At 49.1% G+C, this 19,987-nt stretch carries 16 protein-coding genes; 8 read left to right on the forward strand and 8 right to left on the reverse strand.

Translation table 11 applies throughout. The features are described 5' to 3' along the window. Positions 1-110 precede the first annotated feature (110 nt). Positions 111-3,548 (reverse strand): multicopper oxidase domain-containing protein, encoded by a 3,438-nt coding sequence (locus ND16A_RS19880; protein WP_081945489.1) that lies wholly within the window; start codon positions 3,546-3,548, stop codon positions 111-113. A 649-nt stretch (positions 3,549-4,197) separates the two neighbouring features. Here ND16A_RS19880 and ND16A_RS13680 point away from each other — a divergent pair. Further along, positions 4,198-5,649: a multiheme c-type cytochrome gene (locus ND16A_RS13680; RefSeq protein ID WP_081945490.1), complete on the forward strand. Its 1,452-nt coding sequence runs from the start codon at positions 4,198-4,200 to the stop codon at positions 5,647-5,649. A 215-nt stretch (positions 5,650-5,864) separates the two neighbouring features. On the opposite strand, the gene ND16A_RS13675 is transcribed toward ND16A_RS13680, so the two are convergent. Continuing rightward, entirely contained in the window at positions 5,865-6,845 is a 981-nt protein-coding gene (locus tag ND16A_RS13675) for an SCO family protein (RefSeq protein ID WP_052072917.1), read from the reverse strand. Positions 6,846-6,964: 119 nt separating this feature from the next. Further along, positions 6,965-10,306 carry a multicopper oxidase domain-containing protein gene (locus tag ND16A_RS19885; RefSeq protein ID WP_052072918.1) on the reverse strand — a complete coding sequence of 1,114 codons (3,342 nt, stop codon included), beginning with the start codon at positions 10,304-10,306 and terminating at the stop codon, positions 6,965-6,967. A gap of 655 nt (positions 10,307-10,961) precedes the next feature. Here ND16A_RS19885 and ND16A_RS13670 point away from each other — a divergent pair. The 4 genes from ND16A_RS13670 to ND16A_RS20550 all read left to right on the forward strand — a co-directional run bounded on the left by ND16A_RS13670 (position 10,962) and on the right by ND16A_RS20550 (position 13,372). Next, on the forward strand, positions 10,962-11,729 hold the full coding sequence (locus tag ND16A_RS13670) for a formate dehydrogenase accessory sulfurtransferase FdhD (RefSeq protein WP_052072919.1): 768 nt from the start codon (positions 10,962-10,964) through the stop codon (positions 11,727-11,729). Positions 11,730-11,814: 85 nt separating this feature from the next. Further along, positions 11,815-12,525 carry a 5'-methylthioadenosine/S-adenosylhomocysteine nucleosidase gene (gene mtnN / locus ND16A_RS13665; protein WP_033076705.1) on the forward strand — a complete coding sequence of 237 codons (711 nt, stop codon included), beginning with the start codon at positions 11,815-11,817 and terminating at the stop codon, positions 12,523-12,525. Positions 12,526-12,588: 63 nt separating this feature from the next. Beyond that, positions 12,589-12,993: a rhodanese-like domain-containing protein gene (locus ND16A_RS13660; protein ID WP_052072920.1), complete on the forward strand. Its 405-nt coding sequence runs from the start codon at positions 12,589-12,591 to the stop codon at positions 12,991-12,993. 13 nt (positions 12,994-13,006) lie between these two features. Continuing rightward, positions 13,007-13,372 (forward strand): trimeric intracellular cation channel family protein, encoded by a 366-nt coding sequence (locus ND16A_RS20550; protein WP_152593812.1) that lies wholly within the window; start codon positions 13,007-13,009, stop codon positions 13,370-13,372. On the opposite strand, the gene ND16A_RS13655 is transcribed toward ND16A_RS20550, so the two are convergent. The 3 genes from ND16A_RS13655 to tyrS all read right to left on the reverse strand — a co-directional run bounded on the left by ND16A_RS13655 (position 13,296) and on the right by tyrS (position 15,661). Beyond that, positions 13,296-13,622: a ribonuclease E inhibitor RraB gene (locus tag ND16A_RS13655; RefSeq protein ID WP_033076706.1), complete on the reverse strand. Its 327-nt coding sequence runs from the start codon at positions 13,620-13,622 to the stop codon at positions 13,296-13,298. The genes ND16A_RS20550 and ND16A_RS13655 overlap by 77 nt on opposite strands. Before the next feature lie 160 nt (positions 13,623-13,782). Next, positions 13,783-14,334 carry a DUF4136 domain-containing protein gene (locus ND16A_RS13650; RefSeq protein ID WP_033076707.1) on the reverse strand — a complete coding sequence of 184 codons (552 nt, stop codon included), beginning with the start codon at positions 14,332-14,334 and terminating at the stop codon, positions 13,783-13,785. Between the two features lie 127 nt (positions 14,335-14,461). Continuing rightward, the gene (tyrS, locus tag ND16A_RS13645) at positions 14,462-15,661 is read right to left on the reverse strand and encodes a tyrosine--tRNA ligase (protein ID WP_033076708.1); all 1,200 of its coding nucleotides are present in this window, start codon (positions 15,659-15,661) and stop codon (positions 14,462-14,464) included. Positions 15,662-15,788: 127 nt separating this feature from the next. On the opposite strand from tyrS, the gene ND16A_RS13640 reads away from it, so the two are divergent. Both ND16A_RS13640 and ND16A_RS13635 read left to right on the forward strand, forming a co-directional pair. Continuing rightward, positions 15,789-17,150, forward strand: a complete 1,362-nt coding sequence (locus tag ND16A_RS13640) for a peptidoglycan DD-metalloendopeptidase family protein (RefSeq protein ID WP_235281990.1) — start codon at positions 15,789-15,791, stop codon at positions 17,148-17,150. Next, positions 17,140-18,279 carry an anhydro-N-acetylmuramic acid kinase gene (locus ND16A_RS13635; RefSeq protein ID WP_052072921.1) on the forward strand — a complete coding sequence of 380 codons (1,140 nt, stop codon included), beginning with the start codon at positions 17,140-17,142 and terminating at the stop codon, positions 18,277-18,279. Before ND16A_RS13640 ends, ND16A_RS13635 begins: the two co-directional genes overlap by 11 nt. Positions 18,280-18,324: 45 nt before the next feature. Here ND16A_RS13635 and ND16A_RS13630 read toward each other — a convergent pair whose 3' ends face one another. Then, positions 18,325-19,089: a hypothetical protein gene (locus ND16A_RS13630; protein WP_033076759.1), complete on the reverse strand. Its 765-nt coding sequence runs from the start codon at positions 19,087-19,089 to the stop codon at positions 18,325-18,327. A gap of 174 nt (positions 19,090-19,263) precedes the next feature. Between ND16A_RS13630 and ND16A_RS13625 the strand changes: the two genes are divergently transcribed. Continuing rightward, positions 19,264-19,455 (forward strand): hypothetical protein, encoded by a 192-nt coding sequence (locus ND16A_RS13625; protein ID WP_033076709.1) that lies wholly within the window; start codon positions 19,264-19,266, stop codon positions 19,453-19,455. Here ND16A_RS13625 and ND16A_RS13620 read toward each other — a convergent pair. Beyond that, positions 19,452-19,967: a hypothetical protein gene (locus ND16A_RS13620; RefSeq protein ID WP_033076710.1), complete on the reverse strand. Its 516-nt coding sequence runs from the start codon at positions 19,965-19,967 to the stop codon at positions 19,452-19,454. The two genes, ND16A_RS13625 and ND16A_RS13620, sit on opposite strands and share 4 nt — an antisense overlap. Positions 19,968-19,987: the final 20 nt, after the last annotated feature.

The following is a 19,987-nucleotide window of genomic DNA, read 5'->3' on the forward strand; positions in this document are numbered from 1 at the left end:
CTCCTTGTAAACTTGTAGTGATCATTGGAAATGGATCGCAGGATCACTGCATGGCGTGATCCTGCCTGAACGTAGTTAAAACGAGCCTCTGACTCATCCAAGCACAGCTTTTAGTCCCCGGTTACGGTGATCACGTCCCCCGGGGTCAACCCCCTGCCGCGGCAGAGGAAGTCGCCGTTGGTTTCGGTAATACAGCGTAGTTCTGGCGCGATAGCCTGATTGCCTGCTCCCACGTTGCCGGCGATTTCAACGTGTCCGCGCTGATCTACCGTACCGGTGAACGCTACTGGCTCCGGCTCTGGTTCTGGCTCTGGCGCTGGCACCGAGGTTGTTACAGTGATTATATCGCCAGGAGTCAGATCTCTGCCTCGGCAGCGGAACTCACCTTCGGGATCCGTAACACACTGTAGGCCGGGTGCCGTGGCCTCATTGCCAGCCCCCACGTTGCCTGTAATCCGGATGCGTCCGAGATCATTGACCGTGCCGGTAATCGTCGGTTCCGGTACGATCACATCCGGGGCCCCTGGGCAAGCCGTTGTAGCGCCCGGCGGACAGAGTAAATCGCTTGCATCGTTATTCTGAAGGAACTCCTCTGCCGCAGTGACATCGCCGACCTGCGACGCCCGCACTGCACTGGCGGTCGGCAACTCGAAGCTCTCGGTATAGGTAACGCCATTCCACTGCGGCTCCGGCGTCAGGAAGGCTTTAAGCTGGCCCGGGTTCTCGATGTCCCAGCGCATCAACATCGAGTGGTCTTCGTGCTGGGTATTGTGGCAATGCTCCATGAAGGTGCCGGCAAACTCCCGGAAACGTACGGCCACAGTGACCTCATCGCCGCTGTCGTCCATCGGACCGACGCGGTAAACATCCTTGCGGGCCCACTTATCCCATTCGGGGGGCGCCACACCGTCACGAGTCAGGATCCGCCCCTCCTCAAAATGAATGTGGACATTATGGCTCATGCCGCCACCGCCGTTCTCCAGATGCCAGATCTCAAAATCGCCCAGCTTAGGTGCCGCCGAGACCCGGTGCGGATCCATCGGCAACGCAATGTCACTGCCATCGGTCTCAATGCCCCAGGGTTTGTTGGCCTGTTCGGGCAGTTGCTCAAACTCGGTAATGTTGACCGCTTCGCCATTAACCTCAAACGGGTAGTCATTGCCGGGCAGATTAGGTGCCGGGCTGTCGGTGAAGCTGGCCTGGGTGATGGTCACCGGTTCGGTATCGGTGGCGGCATCTCTGCCGAAGACAAAGGTCCGGTGATGAGCATCTGCGAGTTCCTGTTCAGTGATTTCGGGCAGTGGGATCATCTTCTTTTTACCCGGCACATAGTCGGCAGGGTTCATGCTCAGATCGGTGCCACTGTATGGTTTGACCCGCAGCTCCAGAAACTTACCGACAATGGTGTCACAATCGTCATAATTACCAGACAGAACATCGGCCAGAGACACCATTTGCTCAGGCCGCTTGCCATCTTCATGTTCCAGCAGGTTGACCAAGTAGAGCTTGGGCTCTGCGCCAAATCGGCTGATATTGCCAGGGGCATCCGGGGAAAACAGGCTGAAGTCGACGATAATGTCATAGCGCTCGGCGATCGACTGGGTCGGCAGAATGCCAAAGTGATCCAGCGTTTCACCGTCGGCATCGAGATCTAGGCTGCCATCAAACGGTATCGCATGCTCCATGATATTGCCGTCGTTGGCGATCATATGAAACGGCACCCGGTCGTAGGAAACATTCGCCGTCGCACCGGGAAACTCACCGTTGCCATCGGCTCGCTGTACCACCAGGGCTATACGCAAAAAGCGCGACACATGGGCATTAAGGAGGCGGAAGCGGTAACTGCGCGCACGGACCTGTAAGTAGGGATCGAAGAGCCAGTTAACTGTCATTCGGTCGCCAAGGAAGCCGTCATCCTCGAAGGTGGCGAACCAGAGCTGGCCGCGGGTATCAGCCACAGTCGTTCCCGTATAGGCGGCGGTGTCCTGGCCCCAGGCCTTACCGGCGATTTCCAGGTTGACATCATAGTCACGGTTACCCCAGCTGTGCGGGCCCATGGCACAGCCGCTGGGGAACCTCAGGTTGACGCCGTCTTCCACACACTCGTTGCCGCGATCAAGCGCGCTATAGTAGTTCATCATCGCCGCATTGCCCTTATAGACATTTTGGGCGGTATAGTCGAGCATATGATCGTGAAACCAGTGGGTACTCATGGTCTCGCGCCAGTCTCCGGGAATGTTAATGCGCCCCTCGGCCGGACAGATCACAGTTGTCTTGCTATAAGAGGTTGGCGGGGTCGCGCCGGGTTTGCTGATCACCATGCTTTCGCCGGGAATACAGGGGCTCGAAGCCCGCTTATCGGTGGCATCGGTGTTAATCGAGTCGTGTCCGGCTAAAATCATTGGCCAGTGGTAATCATAAAACTGGCCCGGAAGAAAGAAGGCATTGGCGTAACCATCACTCTCGGCCGGGGTGTGACCATTGTGTTCGTGGGTGGTAATAAAGTGATTGCCAAAGCCGCGGTTGGCCTCAAATTTGATCGGCAGCGCGTCGCGATTGCGAAACAAAATCGGTTCACCGTAGCGCGCCATCAGCAGCTTCGGTGGCAGGGTCCCGTCGAAGGTCCAGAGCGACTGGGGATCCTGCACCGGCATATTGGGATGAAACCTGATAGGGATTCCGGCGGAGGTGCCCTCAAACCCCGGTACTCCCACGGTATTATGGTAGAGTCCGTCGTCAGCAGTGCCAGATTCTCCGTCTGGCCCCTTGCCGAACTCCCCAAAGCTGTATTGGTGCTTCTGATACTGGTCGCGACCTCCGCGGCCATCACGTGCGCCGGACACCGCCGACTTAAAATATACCTGTGGGAAGAATTCTTGCCACCGCTGGTGACCGTATTGCGGTCCAGGTGGTCTGCCATCGGCGTAGCTGGTCGGCGCTCCTGGAGTCAGAGGTAGCAGTGGCCCGGTGTGCATGCTCTCAATGGCCGTCTGCCAAGGGTTGAGGACGTTATTGTTGCGCTGCTCGGTGGGGTAAGGATGAATGCGCTGATTTAAAAAATTGTCCAGTGCCACGCTGTCCACCGCACTATAGGGGTCTGGTGGCGGTGGCAGCGTCAACGGACAACCGCCAGCGGGACATGGTCCTTCGAGCTTTCTGGTGCCAAATTCCTCAAAGCGCAGCATCTGCTGGCTGAAGGATTGGGCGCCAAACAGCGGACTAGGGGCAGCGTCGGTCGGCACATCGCATAGCGCTCCTCTGGAACCACCTTCCAGCCCCGCCGTGAGCGCCGGATTGGCGTCATCAACCGGACTGTTGCCAACAGACTGAACCACGATCTCCTCTTCGGCCAGAGCCTGGCCCGGACTCATGCCCAGCAGACAACAAAGCATTGCCAGAGGAATGACATGGCTTTTACGGTTTCGTCGAAAGTGTGTCCCCGACTTCAACTCCTGTCTGTCTTGTTTACGACCACCCCCATCCTGATACGCCTTAAGCAGGGGCAATATTCGGGCTATTATCCCCTTAAACGTGCTGGTTAAATCCATAATTTCACTCCTTAGTTGACCTTAGGTTGTCCACTCCCTAGTCCAGATCCACCGCGAATACTATTCCCACATCAGCGATATCATCGTACTGCGCATTTCTTTGCTCCAACCTGGCTTAGCCACACTTTCACTTTGAAAACCTTATGTATTGCATAAATCGCGCCATCATCATAATAGTCTGTATTTTCAGTCAGCTATAAAATTAGAGCCAGAGCCAAATCTTGTCTGTGTAAAATAGGCTGACAGTGATCTGGCTGAAACTGCCCGCCAAAAGGATAATCTTTATGTGGCAGTTTTCTTATTCTGATAACTTACCGCGGCCGTATACTGGTGCTGTATTTAGGGCTCTGTGAGGCTTAGGGCTTTGTCAGGCTGAGCCTCCGGTCGATGTTATTGTTTGTATATTCCTGCTCTACCTTAACGCACGGACCCAAGAGAAATACCCGCTACTGTCAGCTTGTTTTACGCTCGAAGGAAATCGCTTACTACTGCTTTTCATATCTAACTGAAAAATTGGATTAATTCATTTATGGCGCAGTTGATGCATAACGTTTACAGGTAAAAATATCGGTAAAGTTTGGTTGGTACCCGGTAAATGCCAAACAACATGAATTTATTGCTCTTTATAACGGAATAGTTGAGGTTGCACATGGCTGACAACAATCATCGTCGGATTATCTGGCGGACATTTATTGGACGCTGGGCGGATGTCAGATCTTTGCTGCTGTTGTTACTCACTGTTATCTTGGCCGGGGTTAGTGTCTCAACGATGGCAGACAATGATAAGTGGGTGCAACCCGAACGCAGCGTGATTGAGCAGACACCAAACGCGATGCCATTTTATCCGTCGCGGGCATCGACGCAAGGGCGGGCTCTGACCCCGGAGATGTTTGACTCTGCTGAAACCTGTCGTGGTTGCCATCAGCAAATTTATCAACAATGGCAGGGTTCCGCGATGGCCCAGGCTTGGGTTGACCCCATTTACCAGGCCTTATTGCAGCGGGCAAGCGCGGCGACTGACGCCAAGGTGGATAATTTTTGTATCGGCTGTCATAGCCCTATCGGCATGACCGCACATAACATCACCACCGCGGACTTAACCAAGTCGTTTACACCGCCAGGGGTCAGCTGCGAAGTCTGCCATAATATTTCGGCCGTCAGCGGCAACGATAACGGTGCCTATGTATTAACCCCCAGTGAAAACGGTAAGCGCGTCAAGTATGGCCCCCACCGCGATGCTGCTTCGCCTTATCATCAATCTAATTACTCGGAACTGCTGACGAAATCAGAATTTTGCGCGGTTTGCCATAATGTTTCTCACCCGTTTAACAGCACACCGATTGAGCGGACCTACGACGAATGGAGCGAGAGCGCCTACAACGAGCAGGGAGTTCAGTGCCAGGACTGTCATATGACCCCAGGACCAGGAGTGACAACCAACCCGGGAAAATCCGCACCGATGGGCAAGCAACGGGATCATATTGCTTCTCATCATTTTACCGGCGGCAATGTCACCCTGCACAAGCATTTTGGTCAGCACGAGATGGCGGAGCGTGCAAGAGAAATGCTCAGGTCTGCCGCCACGATTGAAGTACTGACACCGGAGCAGACGCTGCTCGGCGGGGAGCTAGCGACCATTAAGGTTAAAGTCAGCAATGTCGGCGCCGGCCATAAAATTCCCACCGGATTTCCGGAAGGGCGGGAAATGTGGGTGGATTTCAAAGTGACCGATAGCAGCGGCAATCTCATCTACCGTTCAGGCGCTATCCGTAATGGTAAGACCGAGACTGGGACCAGGAACTTTAAGGTGTATCTGGGAGATAAAGACAATAACGTGGTCGACTTGGATGTATGGTCAGTCGATCGGGTGCTTGCCGATACCCGGATACTGCCAAAAGGTTATGCCATTGTCGATTATACCTTTACCATCCCAACCGGTATTCAGGGGCCCTTGGTTTTGAATGCCGAGCTTAATTATTGGCCGTTCTCACAACACCTGGTTGACGAACTCCTCGGGCCGGGCAAGTTGGCGGTAGAGGTCGTACAGATGACTTCCGTTACCCAGTCTCTCGCTGTCCAGCTGCAGCTAGCGCAAAAGTAAAATAAGGAGTTAGGGACAAGGAGTAAGGAACTGGGAACTAGGAACTGGGAGTATGGAATGACTGGAGACTGTTATCGTGTATTAGGCAACGGTTTTCAAAAAATTTAAGATGAATCACAAGTGCCTATTGCTCAGACAAACCAGTTGTTGAATTGTCTGAAGAATCGGCCAAAAACCTGCCAGCCTAGCCGATTGCCCAGCGTCTGGGCGGGACTTCAGTGATTTTTGTGATCGAACTGCTCGTCTTTGGCACTAGCTTCGACATTCGTCATCGTGATGCGGCGGCTTTCGGCGGCCATGTAGTCGATCAGCGCAGCCACATCGATATCGCTGAGCTGTAAATTCGGCATGGCCAGCTGCTGATATTGGGCAAACAGCTGCATCGCAATAGGATCTTTTTCTGCCAGCATTTCATCCGGAACTTTCAGCCACCGGGCAAGCCATGTCCTGTCCCGCTTTGCTACGACTCCCAACAAATCCGGTCCGAGTCCGTCCCCCTGCCCCAAAGTATGACAAGCGGTGCAGCGGGTGCGATACAGATACTGCCCACGTGATGGCTTGGACACCTCCGGGACACTGGCATAACTTTTGGCACCCGTGCGCGCTACCATGCCGTCGAATAGATCATATCCGATGAGGTTCGCCAGCCCTTTCGGGTTATCGAACGGTGAGCGCTTGATCCACTTGCCAGTGGCCTCATTGCCTACGATCATCGTAAGATTATGATCCAGCTCATCACCATTCTGGATTTCATCCATGTATAAGCCCAGTTTTTTGCGCAACAAAATAATGTCATCTTCTTTGCCGGTAAGGAAGACCCAGCCGGGCCCAATGTCGAATTTCTCGGCATAGTGGTTGAGAACTTGCACGGTATCCACCTCGGGATCTATGGTAATGGAATACATAAAGATATCCCGGCCAACGCGTTCTCCGAGCAGCTCTTGTACCGCACGTAAACGAGCGGTTTCCAACGGGCAGCTGTTTGGACAACTGGTATAAATAAAGTTGATAACAACCACTTTATCCTTGAGCAAATCATCGTATAAATGCACCTTGTTACCATGATGGGTGATAAGGGCAATATTGGGAAAGTAACTGGCGCCTCCGGCTCCTGCCGGCCTGATTGCCAGGCTCAATGCGCTCACCAGACAAAGGGCGGCAAGCATCACCTTGATGACTATTTTATCATTATGCATGATACCGACTCCTTGTAAGCTTTTGCTAATCATTGGCAATGGGCCCTAGGGGCACGGCCTGCAGTGCCCAAACCTGAACCTGGTCAAAAGCGAGCCTTAGACTCATGCAACCGCAGCTTCTAGATCCCGGTCACGGGGATCACATCCCCCGGGGTCAGCCCCCTGCCGCGACAGCGAAAGTCGCCGTTGGCTTCCGTAATACAACGCAGATCCGTCGCGCTGGCCTGATTGCCCGCTCCGACATTGCCCTTGATGTCAATGCGTCCGCGCTCATCGACCGTACCGGTGTTCGCTACTGGCTCTGGCTCTGGCTCTGATTCTGGCTCTGGCTCTGGCGCCGATGCTGTTACTGTGTACGTATCACCTGGGGTCAATCCCCTGCCGCGACAACGAAATTCGCCATCGGAGTCTGTACGGCACTGCAGGCCAGGCGAGCTGGCCTGATTACCGGCGCCAATCTCGCCCATGATCCGGATGCGTCCGCTCTCGTCGACCGTGCCGGTAAAGGTCAGTTCCAGTATGACCCCATCAGGAGCCCCAGGACAGGCAGTCGTCGCGCCCGGTGGACAGAGCAACTCGCTTGCTTCGTGATCCTGAAGAAAGTTCTCAGCTGCCTCAACGTCGCCGACCTGCGTTGCCCGCACCGCACTGGCGGTCGGCAGCTCGTAGCTCTCGGTATAGGTAACGCCATTCCATTGCGGCTCTGGTGTCAGGAAGGCTTTCAGCTGGCCCGGGTTCTCGATGTCCCAGCGCATCAGCATCGCGTGATCTTCGTGCTGGGTATTGTGGCAATGCTCCATAAAGGTACCGGCAAACTCCCGAAAACGGATAGCCAGAGTGACCTCATCGCCGCTGTCATCCATGGGACCGATACGGTAAACATCCTTGCGCGCCCACTTATCCCACTCGGGAGGCGCCTTACCATCACGGGTCAGGATCCGCCCTTCCTCGAAATGAATGTGGACATTGTGGCTCCAGCCGCCACCACCGTTTTGCAGATGCCAGATCTCAAAATCCCCGAGCTTGGGCGCCGCCGTCAGCCGGCGCGCATCCATCGGCAAGGTAATGTCACTGCCATCGGTTGCAATGCCCCAGGGTTTATCGGCATGTTCGGGCAATTGTTTGAACTCGGTATGGTTAACCCCTTCGCCGTTGACCTCAAACGGAAAGTTAGTGCCGGCCTGACTCGGTGCCGGGCTGTCGGTGAAACTGGCCTGAGTGATGGTCACCGGCTCCAGGTCGGTGGCCGCGCCTCTGCCGAAAACAAAGGTCCGGTGATGCGCACTCGCCAGCTCCTGCTCGCTGATCTCAGGCAGTGGGATCATCTTCTTTTTACCCGGCACATAGTCGGCGGGGTTCATACTCAAGTCGGTGCCGCTATAGGGTTTGACCCGAAACTCCAGCAACTTACCAACAATGGTGTCACAATCGTCATAATCGCCCGCCAGTATCTCGGCCAGAGACACCACGGCCTCCGGTTTCTTGCCATTTTCATGTTCCAGCAGGTTGACCAGATAAAGTCTGGGCTCTGCGCCAAACTGGCTGATATTGCCGGCAACGTCCGGGGTAAACTGACTGAAATCAACGATAATGTCATAGCGCTCGGCGATCGACTGGGTTGGCAGAATGCCAAAGTGATCCAACGTCTTACCGTCGGCATCGAGATCTAAGCTGCCGTCGAACGGTATCGCATGCTCCATGATATTGCCGTCGTTGGCGATCATATGAAACCCCACCCGATCATAAGAGACATTCTCGGTCTCACCGGCAAACTCGCCGTTGCCATCGGTTCGCTCAACCACCAGCGCGAGGCGCAGAAAGCGCGATACATGGGCATTGAGGACGCGGAAGCGATAACTGCGGGCACGGACATTTAGGTAGGGATCGTAGAGCCAGTTAACTGTCATTCGGTCCCCGAGGAAACCGTCATCCTCGAAGGTGGCGAACCAGAGCTGGCCGCGGGTATCGCTCACCGCCGTTCCGGTATAGGCGGCGGTGTCCTGGCCCCAGGCCTTACCGGCTATTTCCAGATTGACATCATAGTCGCGGTTGCCCCAGCTGTGCGGCCCCATGGCACAGCCGCTGGGGAATCTCAGGTTTACGCCGTCATCCACACACTCGTTGCCGCGGTCAAGCGCACTATAGTAGTTCATCATGGCCGCGTTGCCCTTGTAGACATTCTGCGCGGTGTAGTCGAGCATATGATCATGAAACCAGTGGGTACTCATGGTTTCGCGCCAGTCACCGGGTATGTTAATGCGGCCCTCGGCCGGACAGGTCACCGTTGTCTTGGTGAATGAAGTAGGCGGGGTCGCGCCGGGTTTACTGATCACCATGGTTTCTCCGGGAATACAGGGGCTCGAGGCCCGTTTATCGGTGGCATCGGTATTGATCGAATCCTGTCCGGCCAAGATCACCGGCCAATGGTAATCGTAAAACTGACCGGGAAGAAAGAAGGCATTGGCATAACCGTCACTCTCGGCCGGTGTGTGACCATTGTGCTCGTGGGTGGTAATGAAGTGATTGCCAAAGCCGCGGTTGGCCTCGAACTTGATCGGCAGCGCGTTGTAATTTCGAAACAGTATGGGTTCACCATAGCGTGCCATCAGCAGTTTCGGCGGCAGCGTGCCGTCGAAGGTCCAGAGCGACTGGGGATCCTGCAGCGGCATATTGGGATGAAACCTGATGGGGATGCCAGCGGTAGTGCCCTCAAATCCCGGCTGGCCCACGGTATTATGATAGAGTCCGTCATCGCTGGTGCCCGATTCTCCGTCGGGTCCCTTGCCGAACTCGCCGTAGCTGTATTGATGCTTCTGATACTGGTCGCGAGCGCCAAGGCTATACCGTGCGCCGGCTATCGCCGTCTCGACATAGACCTGTGGAAAAAATTCCTGCCAGCGCTGATGGCCGTATTGCGGTCCCGGTGGTCTGCCATCGCCGTAGCTGGTCAACGCCCCCGGCGTCAGCGGTAACAGTGACCCGGTGTGCATGCTCTCAATAGCTGTCTGCCATGGGTTGAGGACGTTATTATTGCGCTGCTCGCTGGGAAAGGGATGAATACGCTGGTTTAAAAAATTGTCCAGCGCCGCGCCGCCTACCGTGCTGTAGGCGTTGACTGGCGAGGGCAGCGTTAGCGGACAGTCGCCGGTGGGACACGGCTCTTCAATTTTCCTGGAGCCGAACTCTTCAAACCGTAGCATCTGCTGGCTGAAGGATTGGGCATCAAAGAGCGGGCTGGGGGCAGCGTCGGTCGGCACATCGCATAACGCTCCCCTGAAACCGCCGCGTTCCCCGGCGCTAAGCACTGAATTGGTTGCATCCACCGGGCTGTTGCCGACGGACTGAATGACGATTTCATCTTCGCCCAGGGCCTGACCCGGGTGTATCGCCAGCAAAACCCAGAAAGCCAGAAAAATGCCATGGCCTATGCGGCTTCGCCCACTGAGTGTTGCCGACTGCATCTCGCATCTATATAGCTTACACTGAAGTCCCGGCCACTGATGCATCTTAAGCCGGAGCATTATTCGGACTGCTATTCCCTTAAGAGTGGAGATTGAATTCATAAGTTCACTCCTCAATTCATCTTGAGCTGTCAACCCCATAGTCTAGACCATACGAGCGATTTTTCTACTCCAACGAGCTATCGAACGGCGCATTTTTACGACGCTACAACCTTGCTTGCTTTGATCCAATTCGAAATTGCAAACACTAGCAAGCATAAATCACGCCATTAGAATAATGATCTGCATTTTCAGTCAACTATATGCAACAGAGCGAGGATCAATGCTCGGTTAAAGATAATCAGTGAGCGATGATGTGGCCGTATCCGCTCTGCAGAAAAAAATTAATATGTCAAAATAAGATAAAATAAATTGCTCTAACTGCCTATATTAAAGAGCGATAGTGCAGGTTGCGGGCGAGGCATCACGATATTCTGTCGACGGCAGAAGACCCGGCGATGTTTGCTGATAAACAGCTTCAGATATCAACAGATATCGAAAAATTCCTGACGGCATTTTTCTGCCGGTTTTAATGCTACAATGGCTCAACAGTCCCCACTTTATTATCGATTTCGATTTGTCTGCCAATAAGCAGATAATCAGTTAACTTGGTATAATGGCAACAACGCTTGAGATTATGGAAAAACATTTAGCCGATCTATCGAATACCAAGCTGCTGGTAAAAGAGTACGCAGTGGCGATCACCATCAATAATATTGACTATGCGGTGATGATGTTAAGCCCGAACGACCTTGAAGATTTTGCCTTTGGTTTTTTGTTCAGCGAACGAGTGATTGTCAATAGTTATGATATTCACGACATCGACATCCGCATCAATGCTGCAGAGCTCACTGCCATCGTAAACGTGCAAATTGCCAATCGATGTTTATCAAAATTGCAAGCGGCGGGTAGACAAACTCAAGGCAATAGCGGCTGTGGTATCTGTGGCGTCATTTCACTGGCACAGGCAATGCCAAAGCTGACGCCGTTAATCCGCAGCAAAGCTCCAGACTCAGCCAGTGTATTGGCATTAAAACAACAATTATCAGCCTGGCAAACACAAGGCCAAAGTTCTGGCGCTATGCACGCCGCATTTTTATTGCAGAATAATAAAATAATCGCCTGTCGAGAAGATATTGGCCGACACAATGCCTTAGATAAGCTAATCGGTTGCAAACTACAAATGAATACACAGCCAACGGGTGAATTGGCGTTCTTAGTCACCAGCCGTTGCTCCGTTGAATTAGTCCACAAAGCGATAATTGCCAACGTAGGTACGCTGATCAGTTTAGCTTCGGCCAGCCAGCTGGCAGTAAACCGAGCACGACAAGCCAACCTAAACTTGATCCATATCCCCAAACATGACCAACCCATTTATTATTAAACCAGACGCCAATATTATTTAATGTAATTGCCAGAATTTAGCTCTATAATTGCGGCAATATTTTACCAACCTAAGAGTAGCACTAATGAAAGCAGGTATTATCGGCGCAATGGAGCCGGAAGTGGCAATTTTAAAGGCAAAACTGCAAAACTTCGCTGAACAACAACATGCCGGTTACACGTTTTTTACCGGTCAAATAGAAGGCACAGACGTGGTCTTAGTGCAGTCTGGTATCGGTAAAGTTGCCTCAGCGTTGGCAACAGCGCTAATGATTGAAAAGTATGGCCCAGATTACATCGTCAATACCGGCTCTGCGGGTGGCTTTGAACAATCGTTAAAAGTGGGTGATATCGTGATCAGCGCAGAAGTTCGTCATCACGACGTAGATGTTACCGCGTTCGGCTACGAAATTGGTCAGCTACCGGGCATGCCGGCAGCATTTCTGCCACACCCAACCTTAGTTACCGCAGCACAATCAGGCATCGATAAATTAGCGGCTATTAAAACCTTAACCGGGTTAATTACCACCGGCGATACCTTCATGACCAAAGATGACGATATTGCCAAAGCACGAGCAAATTTCCCCACCATGGCCGCCGTTGAAATGGAAGGTGCGGCAATTGCCCAAACTTGTCACCAGTTTAAGTTGCCGTTTGTGGTAATTCGCTCAATGAGTGATATTGCCGGTAAAGAATCACCAACCTCATTTGAAGCCTATTTAGAAACCGCGTCAGTGAATTCTTCTAAGCTGGTGATCAATATGTTAAATGATTTAAAAGGTAAATCATTAAGTTAACTTTCGTTTTGGTAATAGTTTAGGCTATATTGAGCATATATCAGTTTATAATCAGGAGCTTCAATGTTTCAAAAATGTCTAGCTTTACTATTTATGGCGTGGTTATCGGCTTGTGCTAATCAGCCAGATATTGCCGCATTACCTGCTGAAGTCGAGCAGCAGCAGTTACTGAGCATGCAGCAAACTAATGAACAATGGTTATTACTCGATGTACGCAGTGATGAGGAATATCAAGCCGGCTATATCGAGGGTGCGGTCAATATTTCCCATCTTCAGCTGGGCGATAAAATGTCATCGATTGCGCAATACAAAGATAAAAACATCATAGTTTACTGCCGCTCAGGACGTCGGGCGGGGATCGCTATTAAGCTATTGCAAGACAGTGGTTTTCACAAAGTAAGTCACCTATCTGGTGATATGAATGGTTGGCAAGCAGCCAATTTGCCGACAGTGAGCAACAAGCAGTAACAGAGTTTAAGCCATGGTACCTAGTGACAACCCAATAAGTACGTTTATTTATTTTGCCGATATTTTTGGGGTCATAGTCTTTGCTTTGTCCGGAGCATTATTGGCCGGACGCTATTGTTTAGACCCATTTGGGGTGATGGTTCTAGCCGCCGTTACTGCTGTCGGTGGTGGGACAATCAGAGACATCATTTTAGGTGCTCCAGTGTTTTGGCCGGTGCAAACCGAGTATGTAGTGGCGATATTTTTTACCTCCTTGCTCACCATTTTATTAATCCGTGAACCGAAACTGGTACCGAAACGTTTTATGCATAATGAACGCCCCAACCATCGTTGTAACCGTCAAATTTTCTCGCTAACTGTTCAAAGGTTTCTTCCATAGCAATGATATTGTCATAGCTTGGGATCATTTCAATTTGACAGTCTACATCCCAAACGTTTGGCGTTTGATCCGGGTGGACATTCACTTTAACGTCCATCTCGCTATCGGTTAAATGTTGAGCCAGGGCATTGGCATTTTCTTGCTGCTCAAATAACTGAAAAAATTCAACAATAATCGGTTGTGACAAGTCGATACCTGCCGCTTGCATTTCAGCTAAAACCGAACCGTTTTCATCATTTGGAAGTGTCATTAAATTGCCTGTAATTTTTTTCTTTCATTATGGCGGAATTATAGCAATTTGATTATCTATGTGCTCTACTTTTTCATCAGCAAAAATGGATAAATAGCATGCATAGCGAAAGTTTATCATCGATGATAATTCGAAGTTCACCCTCGAATTAAATATGTGATCATTGTATCGGTGGAAATTGCGATAAAATTTCTTTTACCGCTTGCACTGTTTCCGCCTGATTTTCTTCGCTGGTATTTTTTTCTTTGATATTTACCTTGATGAAACCACGAAAAACGGAACGCTTTTTGTCACTGTCCAAGATGTCGATAACCAACATTGAACGACGAATTCCGGCATTTAAAGTCGCTTGTTCTTTTTGACTACAAGCCAAACAGGCCATCACCCCTTTATTGTATGTTTGCAATTCACCTAAGCTGGTTCCCACCAGGAAGTAAGTGACGATAACGTCAGCCTGTTCGAAGTTTTTATATTCAAAATTCTGGCTGTCCATTTGATTTTCAATCGCCAATTCTATTCGGTTGCGTTGAAAGTCACTCATTCTTTGCAACTCGGTAAACTTTGATTCGCGCGGAAAAATGCCATAACTCTTGACCTGAGTAAAATCAAATTTATTATTGTAGTCAGTGTCAATATTTGAAGTACAGGCTAAGAGCAACACCGCAGTGGCGATAGTGGCTAAATAAAGCAGGATATTGTTTTTAGTGATCATGTATTAGATTTTGCAAGATTTCAATTATTTAACTTTAAGCCATAACGACATAAAAAAGCCAGTATTTATGTCGCTTGCTATAAATACTGGCTTTAAAATTGTTATTTATTAAGGCTGAGCTAATTGCTTAAGTCAGAGTAACTTTGGCAAACTTGCGCTTGCCAACCTGATAAACCGCAACCGTGCCGGATTGGCATTGTAATTTATTGTCGCTAACTTTTTCACCATCAATTTTAACCGCACCTTGTTTGATCATGCGCATCGCTTCGGAAGTACTGGCGACTAAGCCCGCATCTTTTAATAAATTAGCAATGGCAATTTCACCACCTTCAGTAGAAACCGCCTTCTCATCGATTTCATCTGGCATCGCACCTTTTTGGAAACGATTGATGAACTCTTGATGCGCGGCAGTTGCTGCATCGCTACTGTGGAAACGCTCAATAAGCTCTTTTGCCAATTCAATTTTAATATCACGAGGGTTAGCGCCTTCGCTAATTTTCGTTTTAAAGCCTTCAATTTCAGCAATCGGTTTAAAGCTTAGTAAATCGTAATAACGCCACATTAACACATCAGAAATACTCATGATTTTACCAAACATATCGTTCGGACTGTCGGTAATGCCAATGTAGTTGCCTAATGATTTAGACATTTTTTGCACACCATCCAGGCCTTCAAGCAATGGCATCATTAATACGGTTTGTGGACGTTGACCTTCGCCTTTTTGCAATTCTCGGCCCATCAGCAAGTTGAATTTTTGATCGGTGCCACCAAGCTCTACATCCGACTCTAACGCGACCGAATCCCAACCTTGTACCAGTGGATACATAAACTCATGTATGGCAATAGACTGGCCTTCTTTAAAACGCTTTTTAAAGTCATCACGCTCCATCATTCGTGCCACGGTTTGACGCGATGCAAGCTTTAACATGCCGGCAGAGCCTAATTTTTCCATCCAGGTTGAGTTAAATTCAACGCGAGTTTTGGCGGGGTCTAAAATTTTGAATACTTGTTCTTTATAAGTTTCGGCGTTGGCTAATACGTCGACTTCAGTTAACGGCTTGCGGGTAACATTTTTGCCGGTAGGGTCGCCGATCATGCCGGTGAAATCACCGATAAGGAAGATAACTTCGTGACCTAATTGCTGAAACTGACGCATCTTATTAATCAGTACCGTGTGACCTAAATGCAGATCAGGGGCGGTTGGATCAAAACCTGCCTTAATTTTTAACGGTTTGCCAGTTTTTAACTTTGCTAACAATTCATCTTCAAGCAATATCTCTTCTGCGCCACGTTTAATTTCGGCAAACGCTTGCTCAATATCGGTCATTTTTTCGCCTTTAATTTTCGCTAATTCTCATAAATATCAGGGAATTCTACTGCAAATAGGCGGCTTGTGGGAACCCTAGGGTTGTGAGTTTTTTGGTTTTTTTGCTATAGTTGATCCTAGAAAACTAGTGATCACAACAACATATAGCAGTAACACATTGATTAAATTAAAAAATATATTTTTAGACCTCCCCAAAAAACACCAGGTGTTGATCAGTGGTTGCAGCCTTTTTTTACTCATTTTGTTGGTTTTTCCTTCAGAAAAGGCATCTGCAAGCCGTAACAATACTAAATCGGCAATCGAAGTTGGTAAAATTTACCAATTAGACATTCCTGAAGAAACGCAAATAGCAGAGCCTGAAGTTGCTGCAGTTAAGGCGGAACAGATTTCCTGGCAAACGGCAATCGTGAAAAGTGGTGATTCTCTGGGGAAAATATTTAAGCGCTTTGGTTTTAGTGCCGCAACAACCTATGCCGTTGATAACACCGCAGCAGGCAAAAACCTGCGTTCATTAAAAGTGGGCGATGAAATTAACATTGCCAGCAATGATGACGGTGATTTAATTAAATTAAAATACCAAATGTCGTTAACCGACACGCTCATAGTCAATAAAACGGATACCGGCTTTAGCAGTAGCGTTGAACAAAAACAAATAGAAACTCGTATCGACTACGCCCAGGCGCAAATTACCAGTAACTTTTGGAGTGCGGCGTTAGCGTCGGGGTTAAGCAATAACCAAACGATGAATTTGGCCAATGTATTTGGCTGGGATATTGACTTTGCCCTGGATATTCGTGAGGGCGACAGTTTTACCGTGATGTTTGAAAACCAGTACGTCGATGGCGATTTTGTTGGCCATGGCAATATTTTAGCGGCAGAATTTAGTAATCAGGGCGAAACCTTCAAGGCCATTCGCTTTAAAGATGGCGAGTATTATGCGGCCAATGGCGACAGTATGCGTAAATCGTTCTTACGCGCGCCAGTGAGCTTCCAATACATCAGTTCAAGTTTTAAGCCAAAACGCTATCACCCGATATTAAAACGGGTAAAAGCTCACAATGGTGTTGATTATCGCGCGCCGCAAGGCACTCCGGTTAAAGCCGCCGGTAATGGCCGGGTTATTGCCGCAACTTTTAATAAGTACAATGGCAATTACGTGTTTATTCAACACGCCAATAACATCGTGACCAAATATCTGCACTTTTCAAAACGCGCCGTAAAAAAAGGTGCGCGGGTTAAACAAGGTCAAGTGATTGGCTATGTCGGCTCCACCGGGTTATCGCAGGCGCCACATTTGCACTATGAATTCTTATTAAATGGGGTGCATCGCAACCCGCGTACGGTTAAATTACCGGATGCATTGCCGATTGATAAAAAATACAAAGCGGAATTCAGCCTGGTTGCCAACAATATGATCAGCCAGCTCGAAGGCTCCAAGCAAGCATTCTTAGCCGCTACGGATACTGCGGTTAGCACCATTGCCGAATAACCTCACGGCCAAGTTTTACCTTGGCCTGATGTCAGGAACCAGTGCCGATGGCATCGATCTGGCACTGGTTGATTTCGGCCAAACTCCGCACCAGCTGGTTGCCTCTTATTTTCAGGCGTTTGATGCTGACACCCGGCAACAAATAACCGCTTTATACACACCTGGCAATAATGAGATTGACCAAATGGGTGTATTGGATAAGTTGCTGGCAACAAAATTTGCCGCCGCTGTCCAGCAGTTTTTAAAACAACAATCATTAACGCCAGCAGACATCAGCGCCATTGGTAATCATGGCCAGACAATTCGTCACCGGCCCAATTTTTCCCAACCATTTACCCTGCAAATTGGCTGTAGTCAAACCTTAGCTTGTTTAACCGGGATTAAGGTGATTGGTAAATTTAGAGAAAAAGATATCGCCCTTGGTGGCCAGGGAGCGCCGTTAGTGCCAGCATATCATCAAGCTATATTTGCTGATGATAACAGGGATGTATGCGTGGTAAATATTGGTGGCATCAGCAATATTACCTATCTACCAAGCCCCATATCAAACTCTAAAACGCAAGCGGTGTTAGGTTTTGACATTGGCCCTGGCAATGCCCTGCTTGATGACTGGTATCGAAGCAATCATGATGATGACCCGCAAGGCATAGATATGGATGGCCGCTGGGCAAATAGTGGTGCAGTAAACCCATCCTTGTTAGCGGCGATGCTAAATGACCCTTACTTTTCTCAATCCTGGCCGAAAAGTACTGGCCGGGAATACTTTCATTTAGACTGGTTAAACAACTATCTGAGTAATGTCACCATCGCCGCTGAAGATGTGCAGGCAACCTTGTTGACATTAACCGCAACAAGCATCGCCAACACGGTAGCCCAAATCAGTCAGTCTGGTGTGGTGATCATCTGTGGTGGCGGCGCCAACAATCCTAAATTGATGGCCGAAATCGGCCAGCTCGCAAATAACCATAAAGTGAGTTCAGCCACATCTCTGGGGATAGATAACGACAGCTTAGAAGCCGTGGTGTTTGCCTGGTTAGCTTATGCTTTTGAGCACAACATTAGCGGCAATTTACCTGCCGTTACCGGAGCGAGTTCGAGCTGTGTTTTGGGCATTAGTCACAGTCCATAACCGACCAAACCTACATTCTTCCTCGTTTTTTTTAAACGCTTTGTGTTAATAGCCTGTTTGATTTCCTAATCTAGCCCTGAGCAATTTAAATTTGTGGAAGCCTTTGTCCTGCAAACGCTGCAAATCAAAATCAATCATGCCCATAGAGTCACGCATTTTTATCGGTTGCGAACATTTAAATTCGCCACCGTTAAACTTGTTCATTTTCGAGATCGATTTATAGCAAATTTTTGCCGGACAAGTATAAGCACAGCCGGCATTGGCAAATAACCGGATCCGGCTTTTATCAGGGATGGCATCGAGAAGTTGGTCATCGTCATTTGCGGTCATAGGTAGCACCACGGTATCGTATATTTCTAACGCTTCATCAATTTGCCGCAAGTTATTCAAATTTTTAATCACGCTGGCTTCAATATCAAAATGGGGAAATTCAGCTTTTATCCAAACAGCCAAATCATCATTAGTACAGATCACTGAATTCAGCGGGTGATGGTATTTTTTTAACATTAAGGTAGTTTTAATGTATTCCGCTTTATCGGCAAAATGATTGGTTAACGGCATGCGCAAGCCAATGCCGTTGTTATTAAGCCAGAGCACATCAGCAGTTGAGAGTTGCGGCCGTTCAAAAATGCGGCCACCGTATAAAGTTGAACGTTCAACGAAACCAAACACACTTTCTATTTGGCTCAACGGCAGAGCACTAAAATTTCGAGCTAAATACTGCTGTATCGGCTCAGCTTTGCTCTTGCCGCGTACCGACACGGTATAAGTCGCGAGAGCATTGGTTATGGTATCAATCGTATTAAGCATGGCTTTATTTTTTGTCAGTATTACCAGCCTATTAATATAAACAATCACCAGAAAGGCGCTTTGATGTATATCAATGGCAGCTAATTTATGCCGTTTGCGATGAACAAACTTGAACTAAAAACCCATAACACTGTCTATATTTTGTGCAATTAACTTTAACTTAAAGGAGGTAATATGGATCTTGACAAAATTCGTCTTGGTATGGTTTGTGGCACGCACAAAGGCAGTGGTACCGTGACTTGGGTTGATGGCGCCACGCAAACTGTGTATTTAAATGATTTAATGGATAATCACGCTATCGAAGTGGGTATCGAGGAAATTATTGATGACCCACAAATTCATAACCATGAAGATAGCTATTATTAAAAAGTTTCCGCGGTGCTGACCGGGCTGTAATCTATTTCCATTTCAACTAAGCGAAAGCGCTTATCATTTTGTAGTTGCTGATAAAACTCCATAAAGTTGGTCTTTTTTTGTGGAGTTATTCGGTAAGTGTTTGCTGCAATAACATTGATAGTTGCCAACAGAGAATTGTCGCTGTCGACCAGCATTTGCTCTTTTGTTGTCACCACAAAACTGCCTTTCACCCGACCAAACTCTCCCATGAGCAAGTTCAATACTCTGGCGCCTGGCTGAATAATGCTATTGGCCTGAAATTTTTTATTATTGATAGTGACTGAGCGCGGCTTATCTATTGCCAGCGAGGGCTCAGTTTTGTCTTTTGCTGGATGAGCAGTAATTTCAGTCGCACTGTTGACTGTTTTTTGAGTTTGAGTGTTATCTGCAGAACTTGTGGATTCATCATTCGACTCTGTCATTTCAGAGCAAGCGCTAATCGCGATAGTTAACGCCAAAAGTGTCGCGATTTTTTTTACCATATATTCCTCCTTTGAAAAAA

The organism is Thalassotalea sp. ND16A (genome assembly GCF_000764205.1).
Taxonomy (GTDB): domain Bacteria; phylum Pseudomonadota; class Gammaproteobacteria; order Enterobacterales; family Alteromonadaceae; genus Thalassotalea_A.